This is a genomic window from Bradyrhizobium sp. 157, from assembly GCF_023073815.1.
GTDB lineage: Bacteria > Pseudomonadota > Alphaproteobacteria > Rhizobiales > Xanthobacteraceae > Bradyrhizobium.
This window is the reverse complement of record NZ_JADPKF010000082.1, coordinates 64981-85236: the sequence shown is the minus strand read 5'-3', so window position 1 is coordinate 85236 and position 20256 is coordinate 64981. Positions and strand designations below refer to the sequence as shown.

The following is a 20256-nucleotide window of genomic DNA, read 5'->3' as shown; positions in this document are numbered from 1 at the left end:
CGTCGGGAACCCCGGTGGAAACGGCAAAGGCGGTGGCCGAACCTGCGGGCCTGTTCGCCTGACTAAGAATATAGCGAGGGGCCGATTCACGTCTGCGTGGTTCGTGACTTAACTCACAAAGCGGTGGTCTCGCTTCTGATAGGCAGACCGGTGTGGTAAAAAAGTACGAGACTCCGGAGGAGTCATGATGATGTCTGGATCGCTAAAATTGTGCCGATGGGCACTTGCAGCCGCCGCCTTCCTGCTGGTGAGCGAGCCGGCCTCTGCCGAGAAGCGCGTCGCGCTGATCCTCGGCAATTCCGCCTACCAGAATGTCGCACCGCTCACCAACCCGGTTAACGACAGTTCCAAAATCGCGGCGACGCTGAAGGACGCCGGCTTCGACGTCGTCGATTCCCGCCGCGACTTGCCGGCGGCCGAAACCCGTCGCGCGCTGCGCGACTTCGCCGATCGCGCGCGCGATGCCGATATCGCCGTGGTCTATTACGCCGGCCACGGGATCGAAGTTGACGGCGCGAATTACCTGATTCCCGTCGATGCGCGGCTGGAACGCGATACCGACATTTATGACGAGGGCCTGTCGCTCGATCGCATCCTGATCGCAATCGAGCCGGCCAAGAAGCTGCGGCTGGTGATTCTCGACGCCTGCCGCGACAACCCGTTTGCCCGCACCATGAAGCGTACCGTCGCGTCGCGTGCGATCGGGCAGGGGCTTGCCAAGGTCGAGCCGACCAGCCCGAACGTCCTGATCGCGTATTCGGCCAAGGCCGGTTCGACGGCGGCCGACGGTGACGGCCAGAACAGCCCGTTCACGGCGGCGCTGTCGAATCATTTGACCAAGCCCGGGCTCGACGTGCGCCGCGCGTTCGGCTTTGTCCGCGACGAGGTGCTCAAGACCACCAACAATCGGCAGGAACCCTTTGTGTATGGTTCGCTGGGCGGTGAAGACGTGCCGCTGGTGCCGGCACCGCGCGCGGCGCCGGCGACCGCTGCGCCGGCCCTGAGCGCGCAGGCCGAAGCCCGCCGCGACTATGAACTGGCGCTACAGATCGGCAACAAGAGCGCGCTCAACGCCTTCCTTGCGCAATATCCCGACGGCTTCTATTCGAGCCTCGCAAAACTTCAGCTCGACAAGATCGCGGCCGAGGAGGCGCGCGTCGCGGCGACCGAGAAGGCGCGGCTGGCCGAGCAGGAGCGGGCGCGGCTTGCCGCCGAGGGTGCCCAGAAGTCGCAGCAGGCAAAAGCCGATGCGGAAGCCAAAGCTGCCGAGCAGGCGCGCATTGCGGCTGAAAAGGCCAAGCAGGTGGCACAGGAGCAGGCGGCCGCGGCCGAGCAGAAGCGCGTCGCCGCCGAAAGCGCTGCCGCCGACAAGGCGTCGGCTCCAGCACCTGCGGAGAAGGACAAAGCCGTAAACGTTGCTGCCCTCACGGCCGGCACGCCGCAGGCCGACGTCACAAAGTCGGTGCAGGCCGAACTGCGCCGCGTCGGCTGCCTGACCGGCAATGCCGACGGCAACTGGAATAGCGCCTCGCAGCGGTCGCTGACCCTGTTCAACCGCTACGCCGGAACCAAGCTCGACACCAAGGTCGCCAGCGTCGATACGCTCGATACGATCAAGCTGAAATCCGCGCGTGTGTGCCCGCTGGTCTGCGAGCACGGCTTCAAGGCCGAGGGCGACCGTTGCACCAAGATCACCTGCGCTGAGGGCTCGTTCCTCAATGACGACAATGAATGCGAGAAGCGCAGCGCCAGGAAACCGGTCGCCAAGCGCGACAGGCCGGAACCAAGGCGCGTTCCGGAGGCAAGGCAAGCTCCAGAACCAAAGCAAGTTATTGTCACGCGTTCTCGCGCGCCGACTGGTCCAGGGCTGTCATCGACAGGGCGTCCGCTTACCGGCCACGAACGTGCGGTGGGTTGCAACTCATACCAAGCCATCATGTCGGGTGTGTGCCCGTAGCCGCAGACACGCTTGGCCCCGGCTCTTCTCTGTCCTGACTGCAGAGGGGGCCGGGTCCCGCTTCAAGGCCGTGACGCCAGCGATCAGATCACGCTCGCTGCGATATTCACCATTAAGGCCAGCAGCGCGGTGTTGAACACGAACGAGATGATGCCGTGCACGATCGCGGTGCGGCGAATGACCTTGTCGGTAATGCCGACGTCGGAAACCTGCGCGGTCATGCCGATCACGAACGAGAAGTAGACGAAATCCCAGTAATCCGCATCCCCGTGCGCTTCGCCGCTTGGAAACTGCAGGCCGCCGGGCTTTTTGCTGCGATAGAAATCATGGGCGTAGTGCAGCGCAAAGGCGGTATGCACCAGCGCCCATGATAATGCGATCGTCACTGTCGCCAGGATCAGCCCGGCCGGATTGCCTTTCGAGGCGCCGAGCTCGAACACGATCGCGCCAAGGCTTGCGAGGGCGCCGAACGCGGTCACCAACAGGATCAGGAAGCGGCCGTCATCCTGCAACACCGCGCTGCGCCTTATATGGCCAACGTCGCAGCGCAGCATCATGATGTAGGCAAGTACGAGATACAGTGCGGCGAAGACATCCCAGCCGACGATGAGACGTGTCGCCAGCCGACGTGTGTCAGGCAACAGGAAGAATACGGCCATACCGACAACGAGTGCGACGAAAGTCCGCGGTCGCCCATAGACGACGCGGACCGGCATCGGCAGGCTCCGGAAGCGAACAAGGTGTTTCTCGAATTCCTTGTCCATCCGCCCGCCTTCTAATGTGCGCTAGTTCCTGCGCTCCGCGACGAAGCGCGCGGCTGCGCGCAACACGTCGCCCTTGGCGCCGAAGATCGACAGTGCGGAATCGGCGCGCGCCAGGAGATCGCGCACGCGCTGCTTGGCGCCGTCGATGCCGAGCTGGGTGACGAAGGTGGTCTTGCCGAGCGCCGCATCCTGGCCGGTCTGCTTGCCGAGCGCTGCGGCGTCGCCCTCGACGTCGAGCAGGTCGTCGGCGATCTGGAACGCCTCGCCGAGCGCGCGGCCGTAGTCGTCGAGCGCCTGGTATTGCTTCGGCGTGGACTGGCCGAGGATCGCACCGGCGATGCAACCATAGCGGAGCAGCGCGCCGGTCTTCATCTGCTGCAGCCGCGCCACGTCGACCGGTTCCCGATCGCCGAAACGGCCTTCGCCGGCGAGGTCGAGGATCTGGCCGCCGACCATGCCGCCGATGCCGGAAGCCCGGGCCAGTGCCCGCGTCAGGAGCAGGCGCACATTGGCGTCGTTGTGGATCTCGTCGCGGGTAACGATGTCGAACGCCAGCGTCAACAGCCCGTCGCCGGCAAGAATCGCGGTGGCGTCGTCGGTCTTCTTGTGCAGCGTGGGCCGGCCGCGGCGCAAATCGCTGTTGTCCATCGCCGGCAGATCGTCATGGATCAGTGAATAGCAATGGATGCATTCGAGCGCCGCGCCGACCAGAAGGGCGGCCTCGCGTGGAACGCCGAACACCGCCGAGCTTTCGACCACCAGAAAGGGCCGCAGCCTCTTTCCGCCGCCGAGGCTGGAATAGCGCATTGCGTCCATCAGCCGCTTCGGCCGCGCGATCTCGTCGGGCAGCAGCGTATCGGATAACAGCTTCGCCAGCAGCGCTTCGGTATCCTCCGCAGTCTGGTCCAGTCGTTTGGCAAAATCGGCAGTGGCGGTCGTCATTAAGAATAGCTCCAGATCAATTTGGCCCGGACAATCGTTGATGGCAGGGGCTTCGTCAATTCCATGACGCAGGTCACAAAAGCGCTGGAAAACGCCCGAAATATCATGGAGATGTCACGTGGGTGGGGCCTGTTCAGCGGTCCCGGACGGCGTGGGCTGAACCGGAAGCATCCAATTTGCGCATTGTCCGAATTTTAGTGCTGATCCTGCTGGCGCTGCTGTTGCTGCCCTATCTGGTGACGCCGTTCTACCGCACCGGGCATCCGGTCTCGGCCCTGATGGCCTGGCGCTGGCTCAAGGGCGCGCCGGTGTCGCGGCAATGGATCGATTTCAAAGCGATTTCGCCTTACCTGCCGCGCTCGGTGGTCGGCTCCGAAGACGCCAGATTCTGCAGCCATCACGGGGTCGATTGGGGCGCGCTGCAGGACGCAATCGACGACGCCGAGGACGGCGAGCCCACCCGCGGCGGGTCGACAATTACCCAGCAGGTGGCGAAAAACCTGTTCCTGTGGCCGGGCCGCAGCGTGGTCCGCAAGGTGCTGGAACTACCGCTCGCGATGTGGATCGATCTGGTGCTGCCCAAGCAGCGGATCCTGGAAATCTATCTCAACATCGCTGAACTCGGCCCGTCCGGGCAGTTCGGGGCGGAAGCCGGCTCCCTCTACGCCTTTGGCCGTTCGGCCTCGACCCTGTCGCCGCGCGAGGCAGCCTTGCTAGCGGCGATCCTGCCCAACCCGGGGAGGCGCAGCGCCCGCAATCCCGGCCCCGGGGTGCGCCGTCTGGCCGCCACCTACATGGCGCGGGCCAATGCCGCGGCGCTACAGCGCTGCTGGAGCGAGAATCGCGCTTTCTGAGCCAATTTTCGGCCGTTTTTACCGCAGCCTGCCCTAGCTTTACGCCAGCCCATCCTCTATAAGCGCGGCCTTATCGGCATCGCAGCCCGTGCGCGAAGCGCTGGGCGGTCTGGTTTCGGACGGATGCCTCCGACAACACCCCTAGAGGACCGTTATGGCCGTTCCCAGAAGAAAAACATCGCCCTCGCGGCGTGGCATGCGCCGCTCGGCGGACGCGCTGAAGAAGCCGACCTATGCCGAGGACAAGGATTCGGGCGAGCTGCGCCGTCCGCACCACCTCGACCTGAAGACCGGCATGTACAAGGGCCGGCAGGTGCTGAAGAAGAAGGAATCCTGACCGGATAGGGGATAAGGCGCCGCCTCCAGTGGCGTCTGCCCGAATTTGGCCAACGAGTGGGCCAACGGTTCCATGGCGAAGCGATGCTTTGCCCGGGGAACATTTCCGGTCTTCCCAGCAAGGCGCGATACCCATGGTCGGTTTTCCGCTGCTTCTGATTCCGCTCGCGATCTACAACATCATCGTCTTCCTGATGCCGGAGGTATCGTTCACCGATCCGCTGGTGAAGGTGACCTTGATGTCGGGTGCGGAATGGACGGTGACGCTCAGCGACGTGCTGCTCACATTCAGCATCCTGCTGCTGCTCGCCGAGGTCATCAAAGGCGCGCGGCCCGGCGCCAAGTATCTCACCGACCATCTGCTGTCGCTGATCGTGTTCGGCGCGGCGGCGGCTGAATTCATGCTGTGGCCGAAGTTTGGCACCTCGACCTATTTCCTGATGACGGCGCTGTCGCTGGTGGACTTCGTCTCCGGCCTCGCATTGCGGACGCGACGCCGTGCCGTTGCAGCGGCGGCGCCTGCACCACCGCTAAAAGCGGCCGAAAAAGCCGAGGCGCCCGCAGCCGAACCCCGAATCGAGCCAGCACCCACAGCACCTGCGACTGCTACGACAGCGGCACCGGCGGCAGCCTCTGTTGCCGAATCCGTGTTGAAGGATCGCCCCGAACCGAAGCCGGTGCAGCCCGCCGTCGCGCCCGAGGCGGCCTCGCCCGCAGCGCCGTCGCCGGAAGGGGCTGCACCAGAAGCCGCTTCGCCTGAAATCCCGTCGCCGGGACTGCAGCCGGGCTCAGGCTCTCCGCCATCGCCGGATAAGCCTGACACGCCCCAGCGCTGATCTAGATGGTCTGCCGTGTCCGGAAGCCGGTGTTGCGGCACCGGATCAGGCTGGCACCATAGGCCGTCTGCGCATCCGCCAACGAGGCTCGCCTCAGGCCTCGGGTTTGCGATGTCTGATCGGCGGCCGCGATCAACTGTGCGAGGAAGGTCGGATCGGGCCGCGGCATCGCCGCTCGCTGTGACCAGTGCACGGACTGGGTGACCGGCACCAGCTCGACGCTGGCCGGCTCATCGAGGTTGACGAACTCGCCGTCCAAAATTTCGTCTGATCGATCGATATCCAGCATCGCACACCGCAAACGGCTAAAACTGTCACGTTTTGGGACGTTACGCCCCACTGCGATCTGACCTCGCAAGGCCTATGCCGCTCCCTTCCGCTTCGTTCCCGGCTGATTCGGAAAGTCCGTGAAACATGGTTTCCGGTTTATTTATCAACTTTGCCTAGCCTCTCGTTCGAAACAGCCACTATCCTCAAGGCAATTGGGAATCACCCGGTGGTGTCCCGAATCGAGGCGATCTGATGCCCCCTGTCCCGGAAGCCTCCAGCATTCTCGCCTCGCTAGGCCAGGCGGCTTTCGTTTGGGACCTGATAGCGGACACCATCGCCTGGAGCGACAACGCTGGCGCGGTTTTCACCGACATTCCAGCGGAAGCGCTGACGAGTGGCGCCGGGTTCGCCAGGCTGATCGAGCCCTCTCGTTCGATCCGGACGGACGCCCTCACGCAATCGCCACCGGCGCGGGGAGACGAAGGCGTCGCCTATCGGATCGAATATGGCGTGCGAGCCTCAAGCTCCGCACCGGTACTTTGGATCGAGGAAACCGGTTGCTGGTTTGCAGGACCCGACGGCAAGCCGGTGCGCGCGCAAGGCATTGTCCGCATCAACAATGAGCGCCGTGCCCGCGACGAGCAATTGCTGAAGCTCTCGATGCACGATCCGCTGACCGGTGAACTCAATCGCACGCATCTCATCGCCTCACTGGCGGAAGCGATCGAGGAAGCCATGCGTCTTCGATCGACCTGCGCCTTCATGCTGATCGGCATCGATCATTTGGCTCGGGTCAACGACGCGTTCGGCTTCGACGTCGCGGACGCTGTGATTGCCGAAATCGGAAAGCGCATCCGCGCCAAGCTGCGCGGCGGCGACGTGCTCGGGCGGTTCTCCGGCAACAAGTTAGGGTTGATCTTGAGGAACTGCACCGTCGACGACGCCAATATCGCGGCTGAGCGCTTCCTGGCAGGGATCCGCGACGAGGTAATCCCGACCAAATCCGGTCCCGTCTCGGTGACAGCCTCGATCGGTGCGATCAGCATCCCCCGTTACGCCCGCAATGCCGATGAGGCCGTCAACCGCGCCCAGGAGACGCTTGATGGCGCCAAGCGCCGCCGCGCCGGATCGTTCTCGCTGTGGAAGCCGAACGTCGAGCGCGACGCCCAGCGCCGCGTCAACATCCGCGTCACCGACGAGATCGTCACTGCATTAAACGAGCGGCGGATCGTCACCGCCTTCGAGCCCGTGGTCGAAGCGCGCTCGCGCCAGCCGGCATTCTACGAATGCCTGGTGCGGATGGAGCAGGCGGACGGGCAGGCGCTGCTGGCGCCCGATATCGTTCCGGTCGCCGAGCGATTGGGTCTGATCCGGCTGGTCGATCATCGCGTGCTCGAACTCGCGGTCGCTGAACTCGCGGCGTCGCCGAACGTGCGGCTCAGCCTGAATATCTCGCCTGACACCACTATGGACCCGGATTGGTGGACCGGAATCGAATCGCTGATGCAGGCACATCCCGGTGCCGGCGAGCGGCTGATCGTCGAGATCACCGAAACGGTTGCGATCCAGGACATCGACGATATCAGGGGCTTTATCACACGACTGAAGAATTTCGGCAGCCAGATCGCGATCGACGATTTTGGCGCCGGCTACACCTCGTTCCGCAACTTGCGCAAGCTTGGCGTCGATATCGTAAAGATCGATGGCGCCTTCGTGCAGAACATCGCGCGCTCCGCCGACGATCGCGCCTTCGTGCATACGCTGATCGATCTGGCCAACCGCCTCCAGATCAAGACGGTGGCGGAATGGGTGCAGGACGAGGAGGCCGCCGTGATGCTGCGCGAATGGGGCTGCGATTACATCCAGGGCCGCCTGATCGGGCTGGCGTCGCCGCAGCGGCCGTGGAGCGTGGCGGGAGATGCGGCACTGCCGGCGGCGGGTTAGCTCAGCCGTAGCCCGGATGGAGCGAAGCGCAATCCGGGGAAGCTCAGGCAATTTGCGCGAGAGTCCCGGATTTCGCGGAGCCTGTCATCGGGCGCGCATTCGCGCGACCCGTTGGCTGCATCCGGGCTACGAGACTTGAAGTCTCACTCTTCCTTCTTCGGCTCTTTCGACATGCGCTCCAGGCGTTCCTGCATGTCCTTCATCTGGCGGCGAAGATCGTCGATGTTGTCTCCGTCCGTCGACGGCTCCGGCACCTTCTCCGGTTCCGGCGTAGTCGACCCGGCGCGCGGCGGCACGAACGGCTTGAACATCGAGAACGTCTGCTGAAACAATTCCATGTTGCGGCGGACATGCTCCTCAAGCGGCGCGAACGGCGTGCCGCTGAAGGTGTTGGTGAGCTGCTTGCGGAATTTTTCCTGCTCGCGCGTCAGCGTATCGATCGACTGCTCCAGATATTTCGGCACCACCAACTGCATGCTGTCGCCGTAGAAGCGGATCAACTGCCGCAGGAAAGTGGTGGGCAACAGATTTTGTCCCGCCTTGTTTTCCTGTTCGAAGATGATTTGCGCCAGCACCTGGCGGGTAATGTCATCGCCGGTCTTGGCGTCGTAGACGAGAAAATCCTCGCCTTCCTTCACCATCGCTGCGAGATCCTCGAGCGTCACATAGGTGCTGGTGCCGGTATTATAGAGCCGCCGGTTGGCGTACTTCTTGATGGTCGTGGGTTGTTCTGACTTTGCCATAAGCTCACACATCGACACCGAGAGCAGGGAACCCGGCGGCCTCGCCGGCGGGCAGACAAGCAACGCAAACGCAGCAAAGTAAGCATTTCCAATGCGGTTCGGCTACCGTTTTGTGCGGCACGGTTAATTCCAAGGCATAGACGCTGCTACGGAAACCCCCATGGGGATCAATTTGAATGCGCCGCGGCAGGATTTTGGGCGCCGGCCGATTGACATGGGTCAGCGAGGTTAACAACATAAGGCGAGAGACAGGCACGCCACCCCGGCCGCCCGCCGTCAAACAACCTCAAGCCCAAGAAACCCCATAAGGAGATGTCCATGTCAGACGATGTCGTCATCGTCAGCGCCGCCCGCACTCCGGTCGGCAGCTTCAACGGCGCGTTCGCCACCACCCCGGCCCATGACCTCGGCGCCATCGCCATCAAGGCCGCGCTGGAGCGGGCGGGTGTCGAGCCGGGCCAGGTCTCCGAAGTCATCATGGGCCAGATCCTGACCGCGGCGCAGGGCCAGAACCCGGCCCGTCAGGCGTCGATCAATGCCGGTATTCCGGTGGAGAGCCCGGCCTGGGGCGTCAACCAGCTCTGCGGCTCGGGCTTGCGCTCGGTCGCGCTCGGCTACCAGGCACTGCTGAACGGCGATTCCTCGATCGTCGTGGCAGGCGGCCAGGAATCGATGAGCATGGCCCCGCATGCGCAATATCTGCGTGGCGGCGTGAAGATGGGCGGGCTGGAGCTGGTCGACACCATGATCAAGGACGGTCTGTGGGACGCTTTCAACGGCTATCACATGGGCAATACCGCCGAGAACGTCGCCAAGCAGTGGCAGATCACCCGTGCCCAGCAGGATGAGTTCGCCGTCAACTCGCAGCAGAAGGCCGAAGCCGCGCAGAAAGCCGGCAAGTTCAGGGACGAGATCACCGCCGTCACCATCAAGACCCGCAAGGGCGATGTGGTGGTCGACACCGACGAATATCCCCGTCACGGCGCGACGCTGGAGGCGATGGCCAAGCTGAAGCCCGCTTTCGAGAAGGACGGCACCGTGACCGCCGGCAGCGCGTCGGGCATCAACGACGGCGCAGCCGCCGTGGTGCTGATGACCGCCAAGGAGGCCGCCAGGCAGGGCAAGAAGCCGATCGCCCGCATCGTCTCCTGGGGCCAGGCCGGCGTCGATCCCAAGATCATGGGCACCGGCCCGATCCCCGCGTCGCGCACTGCGCTGAAGAAGGCCGGCTGGAACGTCGGCGACCTCGACCTGATCGAGGCCAACGAGGCGTTCGCGGCGCAGGCCTGTGCGGTCAACAAGGACCTCGGCTGGGATACCAGCAAGGTCAACGTCAACGGCGGCGCGATCGCAATCGGCCACCCGATCGGTGCGTCGGGCGCGCGCGTGCTGGTGACGCTCTTGCACGAGATGCAGAAGCGCGATGCCAAGAAGGGCCTCGCGACGCTGTGCATCGGCGGCGGCATGGGAATCGCGATGTGCGTTGCACGCGACTGAACTAAAGGCAGAGTGATCGGTTGAATGATGAAAAGATCATCTCGCAACCGCGGCTCGAATTGGTAAAGATGAAATGCCCGGTCTCGCGCCGGGCATTTTCGTCTCCGCAAGCGTTTTCAACAACGCTTCAAGCCAAAGGCTCAGCTTCGTCAAAAGACCGGGACAATTCCGGCATAGAAAGAAGATCACCAAGGAGGACTACGACATGGCACGTGTTGCATTGGTTACGGGGGGCACGAGGGGAATTGGCGCTGCGATCAGCAAGGCGCTGAAAGCTGCGGGCTACAAGGTCGCGGCGAGTTACGCCGGCAATGATGCTGCCGCCGAGAAGTTCAAATCCGAGACCGGCATTCCCGCCTACAAATGGGACGTCAGCTCCTTCGATGCTTGCGCCGAAGGTGTCAAGAAGGTCGAGGCCGATCTCGGACCGATCGACGTGCTGGTCAACAATGCCGGCATCACCAAAGACGGCGCCTTCCACAAGATGACGCTCGATCAGTGGAACGCGGTGATCAACACCAATCTCGGCTCGCTGTTCAACATGACGCGCCCGGTGATCGAGGGCATGCGCGCCCGCAAATTCGGCCGCATCATCAACATCTCTTCGATCAACGGCCAGAAGGGACAGTTCGGCCAGGTCAACTATTCCGCCGCTAAGGCCGGCGACATCGGCTTCACCAAGGCGCTGGCGTTGGAGAATGCCAAGGGCGGCGTCACTGTGAACGCGATCTGCCCCGGCTACATCAACACCGAGATGGTGCAGGCGGTGCCGAAGGACGTGCTTGAGAAGAGCATTCTGCCGCTGATCCCGATCAACCGTCTCGGCGAGCCCGAAGAGATTGCCCGCGCGGTGGTGTTCCTGGCCGCCGACGAGGCCAGCGGCATCACCGGCTCGACCATGACGATCAATGGTGGGCAATACATGGCGTGATGTTTTCTTGCCATTGCCTGCGACAAACGCGAAGCGTTTGCGCAAGGGAGCGATAGCGACGACCCTTCTCCGCTTGCTGCGCAAGCTTAGCAGGGTTAGGAGTTCGCCGAAGCGTTTTAACGCGAAGGCGGAAGCAATCCATCTTGGCTATACAGGCAAGAAAGATGGACTGCTTCGCTTCGCCCGCAATGACGAGACCCATGACTCCCCGTTCCGCCACACTGATCGGACTGACCGCAATCCTGATGTGGTCGCTGCTGTCGGTGCTGACGGTTGCGACTGGAAAGGTCCCCGCATTCCAGCTCGCTGCCATGACGTTTGCGATCGGCGCCCTGGTCGCTTTTGCAAGTTTCCTGTTCCGGCCCGCCGCCTTTGGCGCCTTGAAGCAGCCACCGGTCGCCTGGGTCGTCGGCGTCGGCGGATTGTTCGGCTATCACGCGCTGTATTTTCTCGCGCTGCGCTTTGCGCCGCCGGCCGAAGCCGGCCTGCTGAACTATCTCTGGCCGCTCCTGATCGTGCTGTTCTCGTCGCTGCTGCCGGGCGAGCGGCTGGCGCCACATCACATCATCGGTGCGTTGCTCGGGCTTGCTAGCACAGTGCTGCTGTTTGCCGGCAATACCGGCAGCTTTGCGCCGGGCCAGATCCCAGGACTGGCCGCGGCCTTCGTCGCCGCCTTTGTGTGGGCCGCCTATTCGGTGATGTCGCGCAAGCTCAAGGCGGTGCCGACCGATGCGGTGGCCGGCTTCTGCCTTGCCACCGCGCTGCTGGCTGCGCTCGTCCATGGCATGGTGGAGATTACGGTGTGGCCGGAAACGATCGGGCAATGGCTTGCCATCGTGGCGCTTGGCGTCGGCCCTGTCGGTGCTGCGTTCTTCGTCTGGGATATCGGTATGAAGCGTGGCGATATCCGCGTGCTCGGAGCGGCGTCCTACGCGACGCCGCTCCTATCGACCTTGTTTCTGATCCTCGCCGGCTTCGCGCAACCGACCGCCACGATCGCCATTGCCGCGATCCTGATCGCCGGCGGCGGCCTGATCGCGGCGAAGGACATGGTGTGGAAAAAGTAGGGTGGGCAAAGCCAACGGGTCGCGCGAATGCGCGCCGATGACAGGCTCGGCGTGCCCACCATTCGCATACGCATATGCCGGTAGTTGGTGGGCACGCTTCGCTTTGCCCACCCTACGAAATCACTTCGGCTTCCATTCCTTCGGCGCCAGCTCAAACTTTGCAAAGTCGAATCCGGGGGCGACGGTGCATCCAACCAGTGTCCAGTCGCCGGTGCTTTCAGCGGATTGCCAGGCGTGCGGAGGCACAACGGCTTGCGGAACATCGCCGCCAGCGAGATCGGGCCCAAGTTTGACGCTGCGCCGGCCGCCGTCATCGGCGATCTGCAGCGTCAGCGCCGCGCCCGCGTAATAATGCCAAATCTCGACTGCATCGATGCGATGCCAATGCGAGCGTTCGCCGCGCGCCAGCAAGAAATAGATCGCGGTCGATCGCGAGCGCCCGGCGGCGTCCACACTTTCATCGCGAAACGTCTCGCGATAATGCCCGCCTTCAGGATGCGGCTTGAGGCGGAGCCGCGCGATGATCTCGGCGGCTTGTTTTGGCAACCCCATCAGGACTTGTTTTTGCGTTCACGCAGTTCGCCGAACACCTCGGCGGCGCTGGCGCCCTTCATGTGCAGCTTGGCCGCCACCGACGGTTCGTCGGCGCGCAGGAACACATTGGCTTTTTTCTCCTCGCCCAGCAGCACCGGGATCGTCGGCTTGTTCTCGGCGCGCAGCCGCGTGACTTCCTCGGCGCGCGCCTTCAGCGCCGGATTGTCGCCGTCGACGGTGAGCGCGAATTTGACGTTGGCGGCAGTATATTCATGGCCGCAATAGAGCTTGAAATCGTCCGGCAGCGCGCGGAGCTTCAGCAGCGAATCCCACATCATTGGATAATTGCCCTCGAACACCCGGCCGCAGCCGATCGAGAACAGCGTGTCGGCGGCAAACACCGCCTTTTCCGTATCGAACACGTAGGAGATATGATCGAGCGTGTGCCCCGGCGTTTCCAGCACCCGGGCCAGCAGGCTTCCCACCTTGACTACGTCGCCATGGGCAGCGCGCAGGTCGACATTGGCAATCCTGGTGGACTTGTCGTGCGGTGCAACGACGCGGCAATTATATTTCTGCTTCAGCTCGGCAATGCCGCCGACATGGTCGTGATGGTGATGCGTGACGAGAATATCCGTCAGCGTCCAGCCTTCGCGCTCCAGCGCCTTGATGATCGGGGCGGCTTCCGGCGCGTCGATCGATGCGGTGGCCTTGGTCGCAGGATCATGGATCAAATAGCCGAAATTGTCGTTGAGGCAGGTGAAGGTACGAATTTCCGCGGCCATGACAGCTCCGTGGGTTAAGGCTTTCAGCCCCGCTATTCCGAAAGAAATATGGCGTTAACGCTTGCGCGGCAATGCCATTTTCGAGGCGCCGCAGTGAAACGCGGTGTGGTAGATTGCGCCCATGACCATCGACGTCATCGATCTCCGGGATTTCTATTCGCAGCGCCTCGGCATCGTGGCGCGGCAGTTGATAAACCGCGGCATTCGGGCGCGCTGGCCCGATGCGGCGGGGCAGCGCGTGCTCGGGCTCGGCTATCCGACGCCCTATCTCGGGCTGTTTCGCGAGGATTCGGAGCGCTGCATCGCCTTCATGCCGGCGGCGCAGGGCGTCCTGAAATGGCCGACGGCGCGGCCTGCGCTGGCTTCCCTGATCGACGAATTCTCGATGCCGTTACCGGACGCTGCAGTCGACCGCATTCTGCTGGTTCACGCGCTGGAGATGTCGGACGATCCGGAGCGCTTGCTGCGCGAGGTGTGGCGGGTGTTGGCGCCGTCCGGCCGGCTGATTGCGGTGATCCCGAACCGGCGGGGCGTGTGGACGCGCACCGACAATACGCCGTTCGGTCATGGCCGGCCCTATTCGCGCGCGCAGATCACGCAATTGCTGCGGCAGACCTGGTTCACGCCGGCGGCGTGGGGCGAGGCGCTGTTCCTTCCGCCGGTCGGCAATAGCTGGTTTCTGCGCTCGGCGATGGCGTGGGAGCGTGTCGGCGCCGCGCTGTCGCTGCCGTTCGCCGGCGTCCATATCGTGGAAGCGACCAAACAGGTCTATCGCGCGATCCCCGCCGGCCGCGAACGTACGCGGCTGATTCCGTCGCTGGAGCCGGTGCTGGTGCCGTCATCGACGGCAACGCGGGACAAGCTGGAATCGTAGGGTGGGCAAAGGCGCGCTTGCGCCGTGTCCACCATCTTATCCGTGGTCTTCGCAAGAGAATTGGTGGGCATGCGGAGCCTGTCATCGGGCGCGCGTTCGCGCGACCCGTTGGCTTTGCCCACCCTACAAATTGCTACCTACTCATTCCCCGGATTGAAATCTTCGCTTGGCGCGGCGGGCGCGGCCATGCTGTCGGGGCGCGGGCCGTGCGGCCGGCGGCGCCGGCGCGGGAAACGCTCGCCGCGGCCCTCTTCATATCCGCCGGGCGTACCGTTCACCTGCGGCTGCGGGCCGGTGATGAAGGAGGGCAGGCGATCGACGCCGCCGGTATCGGCAATCACCGGCTGCGGCTGAGTTTGCGGCTGATATTGCGGCTGCGGACGGTGCTCGCGTTCGCGATGGTGCTCGCGCGGCTGTTGGTCGCGCTGGTAGGGCTGGTTGTCGCCGCGCTGTTCGCGCGGATTGTTGTCGCGGACGTACGGCTGTGGCTGCTGAGGGACGAAGCCCGGCTCCTGGCCGAAATGCGAAAAACTTTCGCCCTCGTCGTCACCGTCTTCCGTCGGCGGCAGTTCGGTGTCGATGCGCGGCTGCGGCTGGTTCTGCCGGAACTGCTCCTGCGCAGCAGCGATCAGGCGGAAATAGTGCTCGGCGTGCTGGTAGTAATTCTCGGCCGCGACTGGGTCGCCGGAAGAGCGCGCGTCGCGCGCTAGCTGAACGTATTTTTCCGCAACGTGCGAAGCGGTGCCGCGGATCTTGATGTCAGGCCCGTTGGATTCGAACACCCGGGTCATCGGGTTCTGACCGCGCCGGCCATCGTTCCGGTTACTGCCTTGATTCCGGTTACGCATCCGCTTGTTGTTTTGACCGTTTCTCATGTCTCGCCTTTATTCCAGCCCTGAAGTTTTGCAGTTGCCGTCGTAGCCTGATCCGATCCGGCGCGCACTCAGGCGCACCGAATCACGATGCCGTTCAAATTCATGTCGTCGATTTCGCCAACCCTCGCGTTCAACAAAGACGCGTTCCCCAATCGGCGGCGTACATTTGCCCGCCGGATCAAATCATTCGCCTGCCAAAACCAGCCTAACCGTCTTGCATGACGGCTTCGCGTGACTGGCTGTTGCGTAAGTCTTCAAGCGCAATATCAGGCTTTCGTTCGCTTTACGGTCGAGAGCAGCACAGCTCCAGCTATTGCGCTCGATTCGACCTGCGTTGGAACCTTTCACCCGGCGGGCTCTCGTTTCGAGAAACTCTGGCCTCACCCGTATGATCTTACGGGGCCAGCAACCCTGGACCGATGTTGTGAGCGGAACGTAGTCGCTCCGGGGGAATATTCCAAGGGGTTTTTTTGCGTTCCAAAAGGACTTTATCGGGCCATTTTGTGGCCCGCGACCGCCCTCGGAATGCCCCCCAGATCAGTCTTGGGGGCCGTTGCAGGCGTTAACGCTGCGCTCGTCATCAGGGCCTGGATTGGGCCGCTCTGGCCCTCTCCGGCCTCCACGACCAAGGCTGCACCCGGCGCGAGGAGGCCGGCCGCCTGGGGAATCAACGCGCGGTAGGCGTCCAGCCCGTCGGCGCCACCATCGAGTGCGGCGAGCGGGTCATGATTTCTCACCTCCACCGCCAGACGGCCGATATCCGCCGACCGGATATAGGGCGGGTTCGAGACGATCAGATCGAACGAACCGGATAGTCCGCGCGCGTAATCGCAGGTAATGAACGTCGTGCGCTCCAACAGGCCAGCGGCGGTGGCATTGGCCGTCGCGGTCTGCAGCGCCGCTTCGGAGATGTCGGTTCCGAATCCCTCGGCCGCCGGCAATTCGGATAACAGTGCGAGAAGAATTGCGCCGGAACCGGTGCCGAGATCGGCGATACGCATCGGACGAGCGAGATCGCCGCCGGCGCGTAGCAATTCCAGCGCCAATTCGACCACCGTCTCGGTATCGGGCCGCGGCACCAGGGTTGAGGGGGAGAGTTGCAAGGGCAGGCCCCAAAACTCTTTCTCGCCGATGATGCGGGCGACCGGTTCTCCGGCGAGGCGACGGCGGGCGAATTCCTCGAAGCAAGCCGATTCGTCCGAGCTGAGCTCGCGCTGTGCAGCCGATATCAAGCCGGTCAGGTCGAGGCCAAGTGCATGGCCTGTCAGGATCCGCGCGTCGAGCTCGGCGGATTCAATGGCGGCGGCTTTGAGTCTCGCTGCGAGCGCGCGCCGGGCGGCCTCGACGGTCGGCGCTCTCACGCCGCTGCGCCCTGTGCGGCAAGCTGGGCGGCCTGATGCTCGGTCGTCAGCGCGTCGATCAGTTCGCCCAGCGCTTCGCCCGAAATCACCTGCGGCAATTTGTAGAGCGTCAGGTTGATGCGGTGATCGGTGACGCGACCCTGCGGAAAATTATAGGTGCGGATGCGCTCACTTCGGTCGCCGGAGCCGACCTTCTCCTTGCGGTCAGCGGAGCGCGCGGCATCGGCGCGCTGGCGTTCGGCGTCGTAAATGCGCGAGCGCAGGATATTCATCGCGGAAGCGCGGTTCTTGTGCTGCGAGCGGCTGTCCTGCATCATCACCACGATGCCGGTCGGAATGTGCGTGATACGGATCGCCGATTCAGTCTTGTTGACGTGCTGGCCGCCGGCGCCTTGCGCGCGCATGGTTTCGATCCGCAGATCTTCATTCTTGATGTCGACATCAACATCCTCGACCTCGGGCAGCACCGCCACCGTTGCAGCCGAGGTGTGAATCCGCCCCTGTGTTTCCGTGTCGGGCACGCGCTGCACGCGGTGCACGCCAGATTCGAATTTCAGCTTGGCGAACGCGCCGCGGCCCTGCACCTCGGCGATGATTTCCTTGTAGCCGCCCACGGTACCTTCCGAGGCCGAGATCACCTCGACCTTCCAGCCCTGCAAGGCGGCAAACCGCTCATACATGCGGAACAGATCGCCGGCGAACAGCGAGGCCTCGTCGCCGCCGGTGCCGGCGCGGATTTCCAGCATCACGTTGCGGTCGTCCATCGCGTCCTTGGGCAACAGCGCCACGCGAATCTCCTGCTCGAGGTCAGCGACGCGCGCCTGCAGCGTTTCGAGCTCGGCTTCGGCCATGCCGCGGATTTCGGGGTCGGTGCCAGCATCCGCCAAGAGCGATTCGGCGCCCGCAATCTCGGCCCGTGCCGTCCGATACGCCTTGACCGCATCGATCAGCGGATGGAGCTCGGCGAGCTCGCGCGTGATCTGGACGTATTTCTCTGAATTCACCTGGCCCAGCAACTCGGCCTCGAGCGAGGCGTGGTGGGCGAGCAGGATATCGAGTTTGGCTTCGGGTAGCATGGCGCATTTCTCAGGCAGGGGATACGGAAAGGTGGCGTTGTCGGGGCAGAGCCTCGCTACAACGACAGCCCCTCGGCTTCCGCGAATTCCGTCAGCTTCTGCCGGATCGAGACGCTGCCGGCCGGCGCATCGAGCAGCGGCATCAGGACAGCTTCCGCCTTTTTGGCGTCGAGGTCGAGGATCATCGCCTTGACCGGGCCGTGCGCGGTGGCCGACAGCGAGAGCGAGCGGTAGCCGAGCGCAATCAATGCGAGCGCGCCGAGCGGTTTTGAGGCCATCTCGCCGCATAGCGAGGCCATCTTCTTCGCGGCTTGCGCCTTCCGGACGATATCGCGCAGCGCGCGCAGGATCGGCGCCGACATGGTGTCGAACCGTTCGGAAACTTTTGGGTTGCCGCGGTCGACAGCAAACATGAACTGGAACAGGTCGTTCGATCCAACCGAAACGAAATCGACCTTCTTCAAGAGTTCGTCGAGTTGATAGAGCAGCGCCGGCACTTCCACCATGGTGCCGACGTCGATACGTTCCGGCAGCGCATGACCGTGCTGGCGCAGGTATGTCAGTTCGCGCTCGACGATGGCCTTGGCCTGGTCGAATTCGGCGACATCCGAAATCATCGGAAACATGATCTTCAGCGCGCGGCCGCCACCGGCCCGCAGCAGCGCGCGAATCTGACCGCGCAACAGTCCCGGCCGGTCGAGCCCGAGCCGGATCGCGCGCCAGCCGAGCGCGGGATTTTCCTCGATCACGGTCTCCATATAGGGCAGCGCCTTGTCGCCGCCAATGTCGAGGGTGCGGAACGTGACCGGCTTGGAACCAGCGGCGTCCAGCACGGTGCGATAGAGCGCGAGTTGGTCGGAAGCGCGCGGCAGGCTCTGGCCGACCATGAACTGCAGCTCGGTACGGAACAGCCCAATGCCGGCGCTGCCGGTGTCGTCGATATGCGGCAGGTCGATGACGAGGCCCGCATTGATCATCAGTTCGACCGGCTGGCCGTCCTTGGTAATACAGGGTCTGTCGCGCAGCGCGGCATACTGCGCCTGCCGCCGTGCGCGGAACCGCACCCGCTCGGCATAGGCCGATTCGATCTCGGCGGAGGGGCGGACATAGATCGAGCCCGAGGTGCCGTCGACGATGATGGGATCGCCGGGATCGGCAATGCCGGGCGCATTCGGGATCTCGCCGACCGCAGGGATTCCGAGCGCGCGCGCCACGATCGAAACGTGCGAATTCGCGGTGCCTTCCTCCAGCACCAGGCCGCGCAGCCGCTTGCGGTCGTAGTCGAGTAGCGCCGCCGGTCCCATCGCGCGCGCGATCAGGATCGCGTTTTCGGGAAGCTGCTCGCGCGAGGGGGCGTGATCCTGGCCGACCAGTTGCCGCATCAGGCGATGGCCGAGGTCTTCCAGATCGTGCAGGCGGTCGCGCAGATAAGGATCAGTCGAGCGCAACATCCGCGCGCGGGTGTCGGACTGCACGCGCTCGACGGCGGCTTCCGCGGTGAGGCCGGTAGCAACCGCCTCATGCAGCTTGTGCGACCAGCCGTGGTCGTTGGCGAACATCCGGTAGGCTTCCAGCACCTCGCGGTGCTCGCCGCCATCGGCGACGTCGCCGCGCTCCAGCATGCGGTCGAGATCGGCGCGCAGCTTGGTCAGCGCTGCATCCAGTTTCTTGATTTCCTTCGGCAGGTCTTCGGCGATGTAGTTGGTGATGACGACGCGCGGCTCGTGCAGCACGACATGGCCGAGCGCGATGCCGTCGGAGAGGATCGCGCCGGTCTTGTGCAGCGAATGCCGTGCCGCCGGTTCCGCGCCCGGCTGCGCCAGCGCCGCCAGTTCGCCTGAGGCGATCATTTCCGCCAGCACCATGGCGGTGGTCTGCAGCGCCTCGACCTCTTCCTCGACATAGGTGCGCTTGGCGCGGTTCTGCACCACCAGCACGCCGAGCGTGTTGCCGGCGCGCAAGATCGGCACGCCGAGGAACGAATGGTAGATTTCTTCGCCGGTTTCCGGCCGGAACGAGAACGCCGGATGGCTCTGCGCGTCCGAGAGGTTGAGCGGGCTGGCCTCGCTGGCGACGAGGCCGACGAGACCCTCATGCGCGTTCAGCACGGTGCGGTGCACCGCGTCGCGGTTCAAACCCTCGGTGGCATAGAGTTCGAGCGTGTTATCGATACGCAGCACATAACAGGAGCAGACCTCGGCCACCATGTTGGCCGCGATCAACACCACGATCTTGTCCAGGCGTTCCTGCGCCGAGACCTTCTCCGCCATGGTTTCGCGGAGCCGTCTCAGCAAGACGCGGGGACCTCCCGACGCGCTCCGCATGTGCTGGTATCCTCCCCCGCAAGGCCAGCCCACCGGGTGGCCGGTAGCTGGCGTGAAACGCACGACAAGCAACAATTTTATTCATTCGGCGCTGCCGCAGGGCGCCGGACCCCGGCCGAATCGGGATCGCCAAACCGTGGCGCGTTTTGCAGCCACCACCTCACAGGCCGTATAGCCAATCGAGGCTTGCTTTGCCAAGCAAAACGCCTGCCAGAAGCAATAACGTGTGTGTCAGGACCGATGCTGCGCCAGCGAAGCGCATGATCCGCCAGACCAGCCGGTTTGG

The 20256-nt window shown here is 63.8% G+C and carries 19 protein-coding genes; 9 read left to right on the top strand and 10 right to left on the bottom strand.

Going from position 1 to position 20256, the window contains the following annotated elements:
• Window positions 1-190: 190 nt before the first annotated feature.
• Window positions 191-1957 (top strand): caspase family protein, encoded by a 1767-nt coding sequence (locus tag IVA95_RS22425; protein WP_247512459.1) that lies wholly within the window; start codon window positions 191-193, stop codon window positions 1955-1957.
• An 83-nt stretch (window positions 1958-2040) separates the two neighbouring features.
• Here the strand turns inward: IVA95_RS22425 and IVA95_RS22420 are convergent, their stop codons facing one another.
• Both IVA95_RS22420 and IVA95_RS22415 read right to left on the bottom strand, forming a co-directional pair.
• On the bottom strand, window positions 2041-2721 hold the full coding sequence (locus IVA95_RS22420; RefSeq protein WP_247512458.1) for a DUF1345 domain-containing protein: 681 nt from the start codon (window positions 2719-2721) through the stop codon (window positions 2041-2043).
• Window positions 2722-2742: 21 nt separating this feature from the next.
• The gene (locus tag IVA95_RS22415; RefSeq protein ID WP_213253418.1) at window positions 2743-3663 is read right to left on the bottom strand and encodes a polyprenyl synthetase family protein; all 921 of its coding nucleotides are present in this window, start codon (window positions 3661-3663) and stop codon (window positions 2743-2745) included.
• Between the two features lie 176 nt (window positions 3664-3839).
• Here IVA95_RS22415 and mtgA point away from each other — a divergent pair, with 176 nt between their 5' ends.
• The 3 genes from mtgA (at window position 3840) to IVA95_RS22400 (ending at window position 5689) form a co-directional block, all read left to right on the top strand.
• The gene (gene mtgA / locus IVA95_RS22410; protein WP_247512457.1) at window positions 3840-4517 is read left to right on the top strand and encodes a monofunctional biosynthetic peptidoglycan transglycosylase; all 678 of its coding nucleotides are present in this window, start codon (window positions 3840-3842) and stop codon (window positions 4515-4517) included.
• Window positions 4518-4671: 154 nt separating this feature from the next.
• Window positions 4672-4854: a 50S ribosomal protein L32 gene (gene rpmF, locus IVA95_RS22405; RefSeq protein ID WP_028347701.1), complete on the top strand. Its 183-nt coding sequence runs from the start codon at window positions 4672-4674 to the stop codon at window positions 4852-4854.
• 133 nt (window positions 4855-4987) lie between these two features.
• Window positions 4988-5689, top strand: coding sequence for a hypothetical protein (locus IVA95_RS22400; RefSeq protein ID WP_247512456.1), 702 nt, complete (start codon window positions 4988-4990; stop codon window positions 5687-5689).
• A gap of 1 nt (window position 5690) precedes the next feature.
• Here IVA95_RS22400 and IVA95_RS22395 read toward each other — a convergent pair whose 3' ends face one another.
• A complete protein-coding gene (locus IVA95_RS22395; protein WP_247512455.1) occupies window positions 5691-5978 on the bottom strand; it encodes a hypothetical protein in 288 nt (95 codons plus the stop codon).
• 233 nt (window positions 5979-6211) lie between these two features.
• Between IVA95_RS22395 and IVA95_RS22390 the strand changes: the two genes are divergently transcribed.
• Complete coding sequence (locus IVA95_RS22390) at window positions 6212-7903, top strand: bifunctional diguanylate cyclase/phosphodiesterase (RefSeq protein ID WP_247512454.1); 1692 nt, start codon at window positions 6212-6214, stop codon at window positions 7901-7903.
• A 143-nt stretch (window positions 7904-8046) separates the two neighbouring features.
• Here IVA95_RS22390 and phaR read toward each other — a convergent pair whose 3' ends face one another.
• On the bottom strand, window positions 8047-8646 hold the full coding sequence (gene phaR / locus IVA95_RS22385) for a polyhydroxyalkanoate synthesis repressor PhaR (RefSeq protein WP_247512453.1): 600 nt from the start codon (window positions 8644-8646) through the stop codon (window positions 8047-8049).
• 318 nt (window positions 8647-8964) lie between these two features.
• Between phaR and IVA95_RS22380 the strand changes: the two genes are divergently transcribed.
• The 3 genes from IVA95_RS22380 (at window position 8965) to IVA95_RS22370 (ending at window position 12141) form a co-directional block, all read left to right on the top strand.
• The gene (locus IVA95_RS22380) at window positions 8965-10143 is read left to right on the top strand and encodes an acetyl-CoA C-acetyltransferase (RefSeq protein WP_247512452.1); all 1179 of its coding nucleotides are present in this window, start codon (window positions 8965-8967) and stop codon (window positions 10141-10143) included.
• Window positions 10144-10348: 205 nt separating this feature from the next.
• Window positions 10349-11074: an acetoacetyl-CoA reductase gene (gene phbB / locus IVA95_RS22375; RefSeq protein ID WP_247512451.1), complete on the top strand. Its 726-nt coding sequence runs from the start codon at window positions 10349-10351 to the stop codon at window positions 11072-11074.
• Window positions 11075-11274: 200 nt separating this feature from the next.
• On the top strand, window positions 11275-12141 hold the full coding sequence (locus IVA95_RS22370) for an EamA family transporter (RefSeq protein WP_247512450.1): 867 nt from the start codon (window positions 11275-11277) through the stop codon (window positions 12139-12141).
• Window positions 12142-12261: 120 nt separating this feature from the next.
• Here IVA95_RS22370 and IVA95_RS22365 read toward each other — a convergent pair whose 3' ends face one another.
• A complete protein-coding gene (locus tag IVA95_RS22365) occupies window positions 12262-12687 on the bottom strand; it encodes a cupin domain-containing protein (protein WP_247512484.1) in 426 nt (141 codons plus the stop codon).
• 5 nt (window positions 12688-12692) lie between these two features.
• The gene (gene gloB / locus IVA95_RS22360; RefSeq protein WP_247512449.1) at window positions 12693-13460 is read right to left on the bottom strand and encodes a hydroxyacylglutathione hydrolase; all 768 of its coding nucleotides are present in this window, start codon (window positions 13458-13460) and stop codon (window positions 12693-12695) included.
• 121 nt (window positions 13461-13581) lie between these two features.
• Here gloB and IVA95_RS22355 point away from each other — a divergent pair, with 121 nt between their 5' ends.
• Entirely contained in the window at window positions 13582-14334 is a 753-nt protein-coding gene (locus IVA95_RS22355) for a methyltransferase domain-containing protein (RefSeq protein ID WP_247512448.1), read from the top strand.
• 137 nt (window positions 14335-14471) lie between these two features.
• On the opposite strand, the gene IVA95_RS22350 is transcribed toward IVA95_RS22355, so the two are convergent.
• The 4 genes from IVA95_RS22350 to ptsP form a co-directional block, all read right to left on the bottom strand.
• Complete coding sequence (locus IVA95_RS22350) at window positions 14472-15209, bottom strand: DUF4167 domain-containing protein (protein ID WP_247512447.1); 738 nt, start codon at window positions 15207-15209, stop codon at window positions 14472-14474.
• A 488-nt stretch (window positions 15210-15697) separates the two neighbouring features.
• Complete coding sequence (prmC, locus tag IVA95_RS22345; protein ID WP_247512446.1) at window positions 15698-16570, bottom strand: peptide chain release factor N(5)-glutamine methyltransferase; 873 nt, start codon at window positions 16568-16570, stop codon at window positions 15698-15700.
• Entirely contained in the window at window positions 16567-17646 is a 1080-nt protein-coding gene (gene prfA / locus IVA95_RS22340; RefSeq protein WP_247512445.1) for a peptide chain release factor 1, read from the bottom strand. The genes prmC and prfA overlap by 4 nt, the downstream gene beginning before the upstream one ends.
• Window positions 17647-17702: 56 nt before the next feature.
• Window positions 17703-19970 (bottom strand): phosphoenolpyruvate--protein phosphotransferase, encoded by a 2268-nt coding sequence (ptsP, locus tag IVA95_RS22335; RefSeq protein WP_247512444.1) that lies wholly within the window; start codon window positions 19968-19970, stop codon window positions 17703-17705.
• Window positions 19971-20256: the final 286 nt, after the last annotated feature.

Bases quoted from the DNA above. Each gene is read 5' to 3' on its own strand.
- IVA95_RS22425 (WP_247512459.1), top strand. From the start codon at position 191: ATGTCTGGATCGCTAAAATTGTGCCGATGGGCACTTGCAGCCGCCGCC.
- IVA95_RS22420 (WP_247512458.1), bottom strand. From the start codon at position 2,721: ATGGACAAGGAATTCGAGAAACACCTTGTTCGCTTCCGGAGCCTGCCG.
- IVA95_RS22415 (WP_213253418.1), bottom strand. From the start codon at position 3,663: ATGACGACCGCCACTGCCGATTTTGCCAAACGACTGGACCAGACTGCG.
- rpmF (WP_028347701.1), top strand. From the start codon at position 4,672: ATGGCCGTTCCCAGAAGAAAAACATCGCCCTCGCGGCGTGGCATGCGC.
- IVA95_RS22400 (WP_247512456.1), top strand. From the start codon at position 4,988: ATGGTCGGTTTTCCGCTGCTTCTGATTCCGCTCGCGATCTACAACATC.
- IVA95_RS22395 (WP_247512455.1), bottom strand. From the start codon at position 5,978: ATGCTGGATATCGATCGATCAGACGAAATTTTGGACGGCGAGTTCGTC.
- IVA95_RS22390 (WP_247512454.1), top strand. From the start codon at position 6,212: ATGCCCCCTGTCCCGGAAGCCTCCAGCATTCTCGCCTCGCTAGGCCAG.
- phaR (WP_247512453.1), bottom strand. From the start codon at position 8,646: ATGGCAAAGTCAGAACAACCCACGACCATCAAGAAGTACGCCAACCGG.
- IVA95_RS22380 (WP_247512452.1), top strand. From the start codon at position 8,965: ATGTCAGACGATGTCGTCATCGTCAGCGCCGCCCGCACTCCGGTCGGC.
- phbB (WP_247512451.1), top strand. From the start codon at position 10,349: ATGGCACGTGTTGCATTGGTTACGGGGGGCACGAGGGGAATTGGCGCT.
- IVA95_RS22370 (WP_247512450.1), top strand. From the start codon at position 11,275: ATGACTCCCCGTTCCGCCACACTGATCGGACTGACCGCAATCCTGATG.
- gloB (WP_247512449.1), bottom strand. From the start codon at position 13,460: ATGGCCGCGGAAATTCGTACCTTCACCTGCCTCAACGACAATTTCGGC.
- IVA95_RS22355 (WP_247512448.1), top strand. From the start codon at position 13,582: ATGACCATCGACGTCATCGATCTCCGGGATTTCTATTCGCAGCGCCTC.
- IVA95_RS22350 (WP_247512447.1), bottom strand. From the start codon at position 15,209: ATGAGAAACGGTCAAAACAACAAGCGGATGCGTAACCGGAATCAAGGC.
- prfA (WP_247512445.1), bottom strand. From the start codon at position 17,646: ATGCTACCCGAAGCCAAACTCGATATCCTGCTCGCCCACCACGCCTCG.
- ptsP (WP_247512444.1), bottom strand. From the start codon at position 19,970: ATGCGGAGCGCGTCGGGAGGTCCCCGCGTCTTGCTGAGACGGCTCCGC.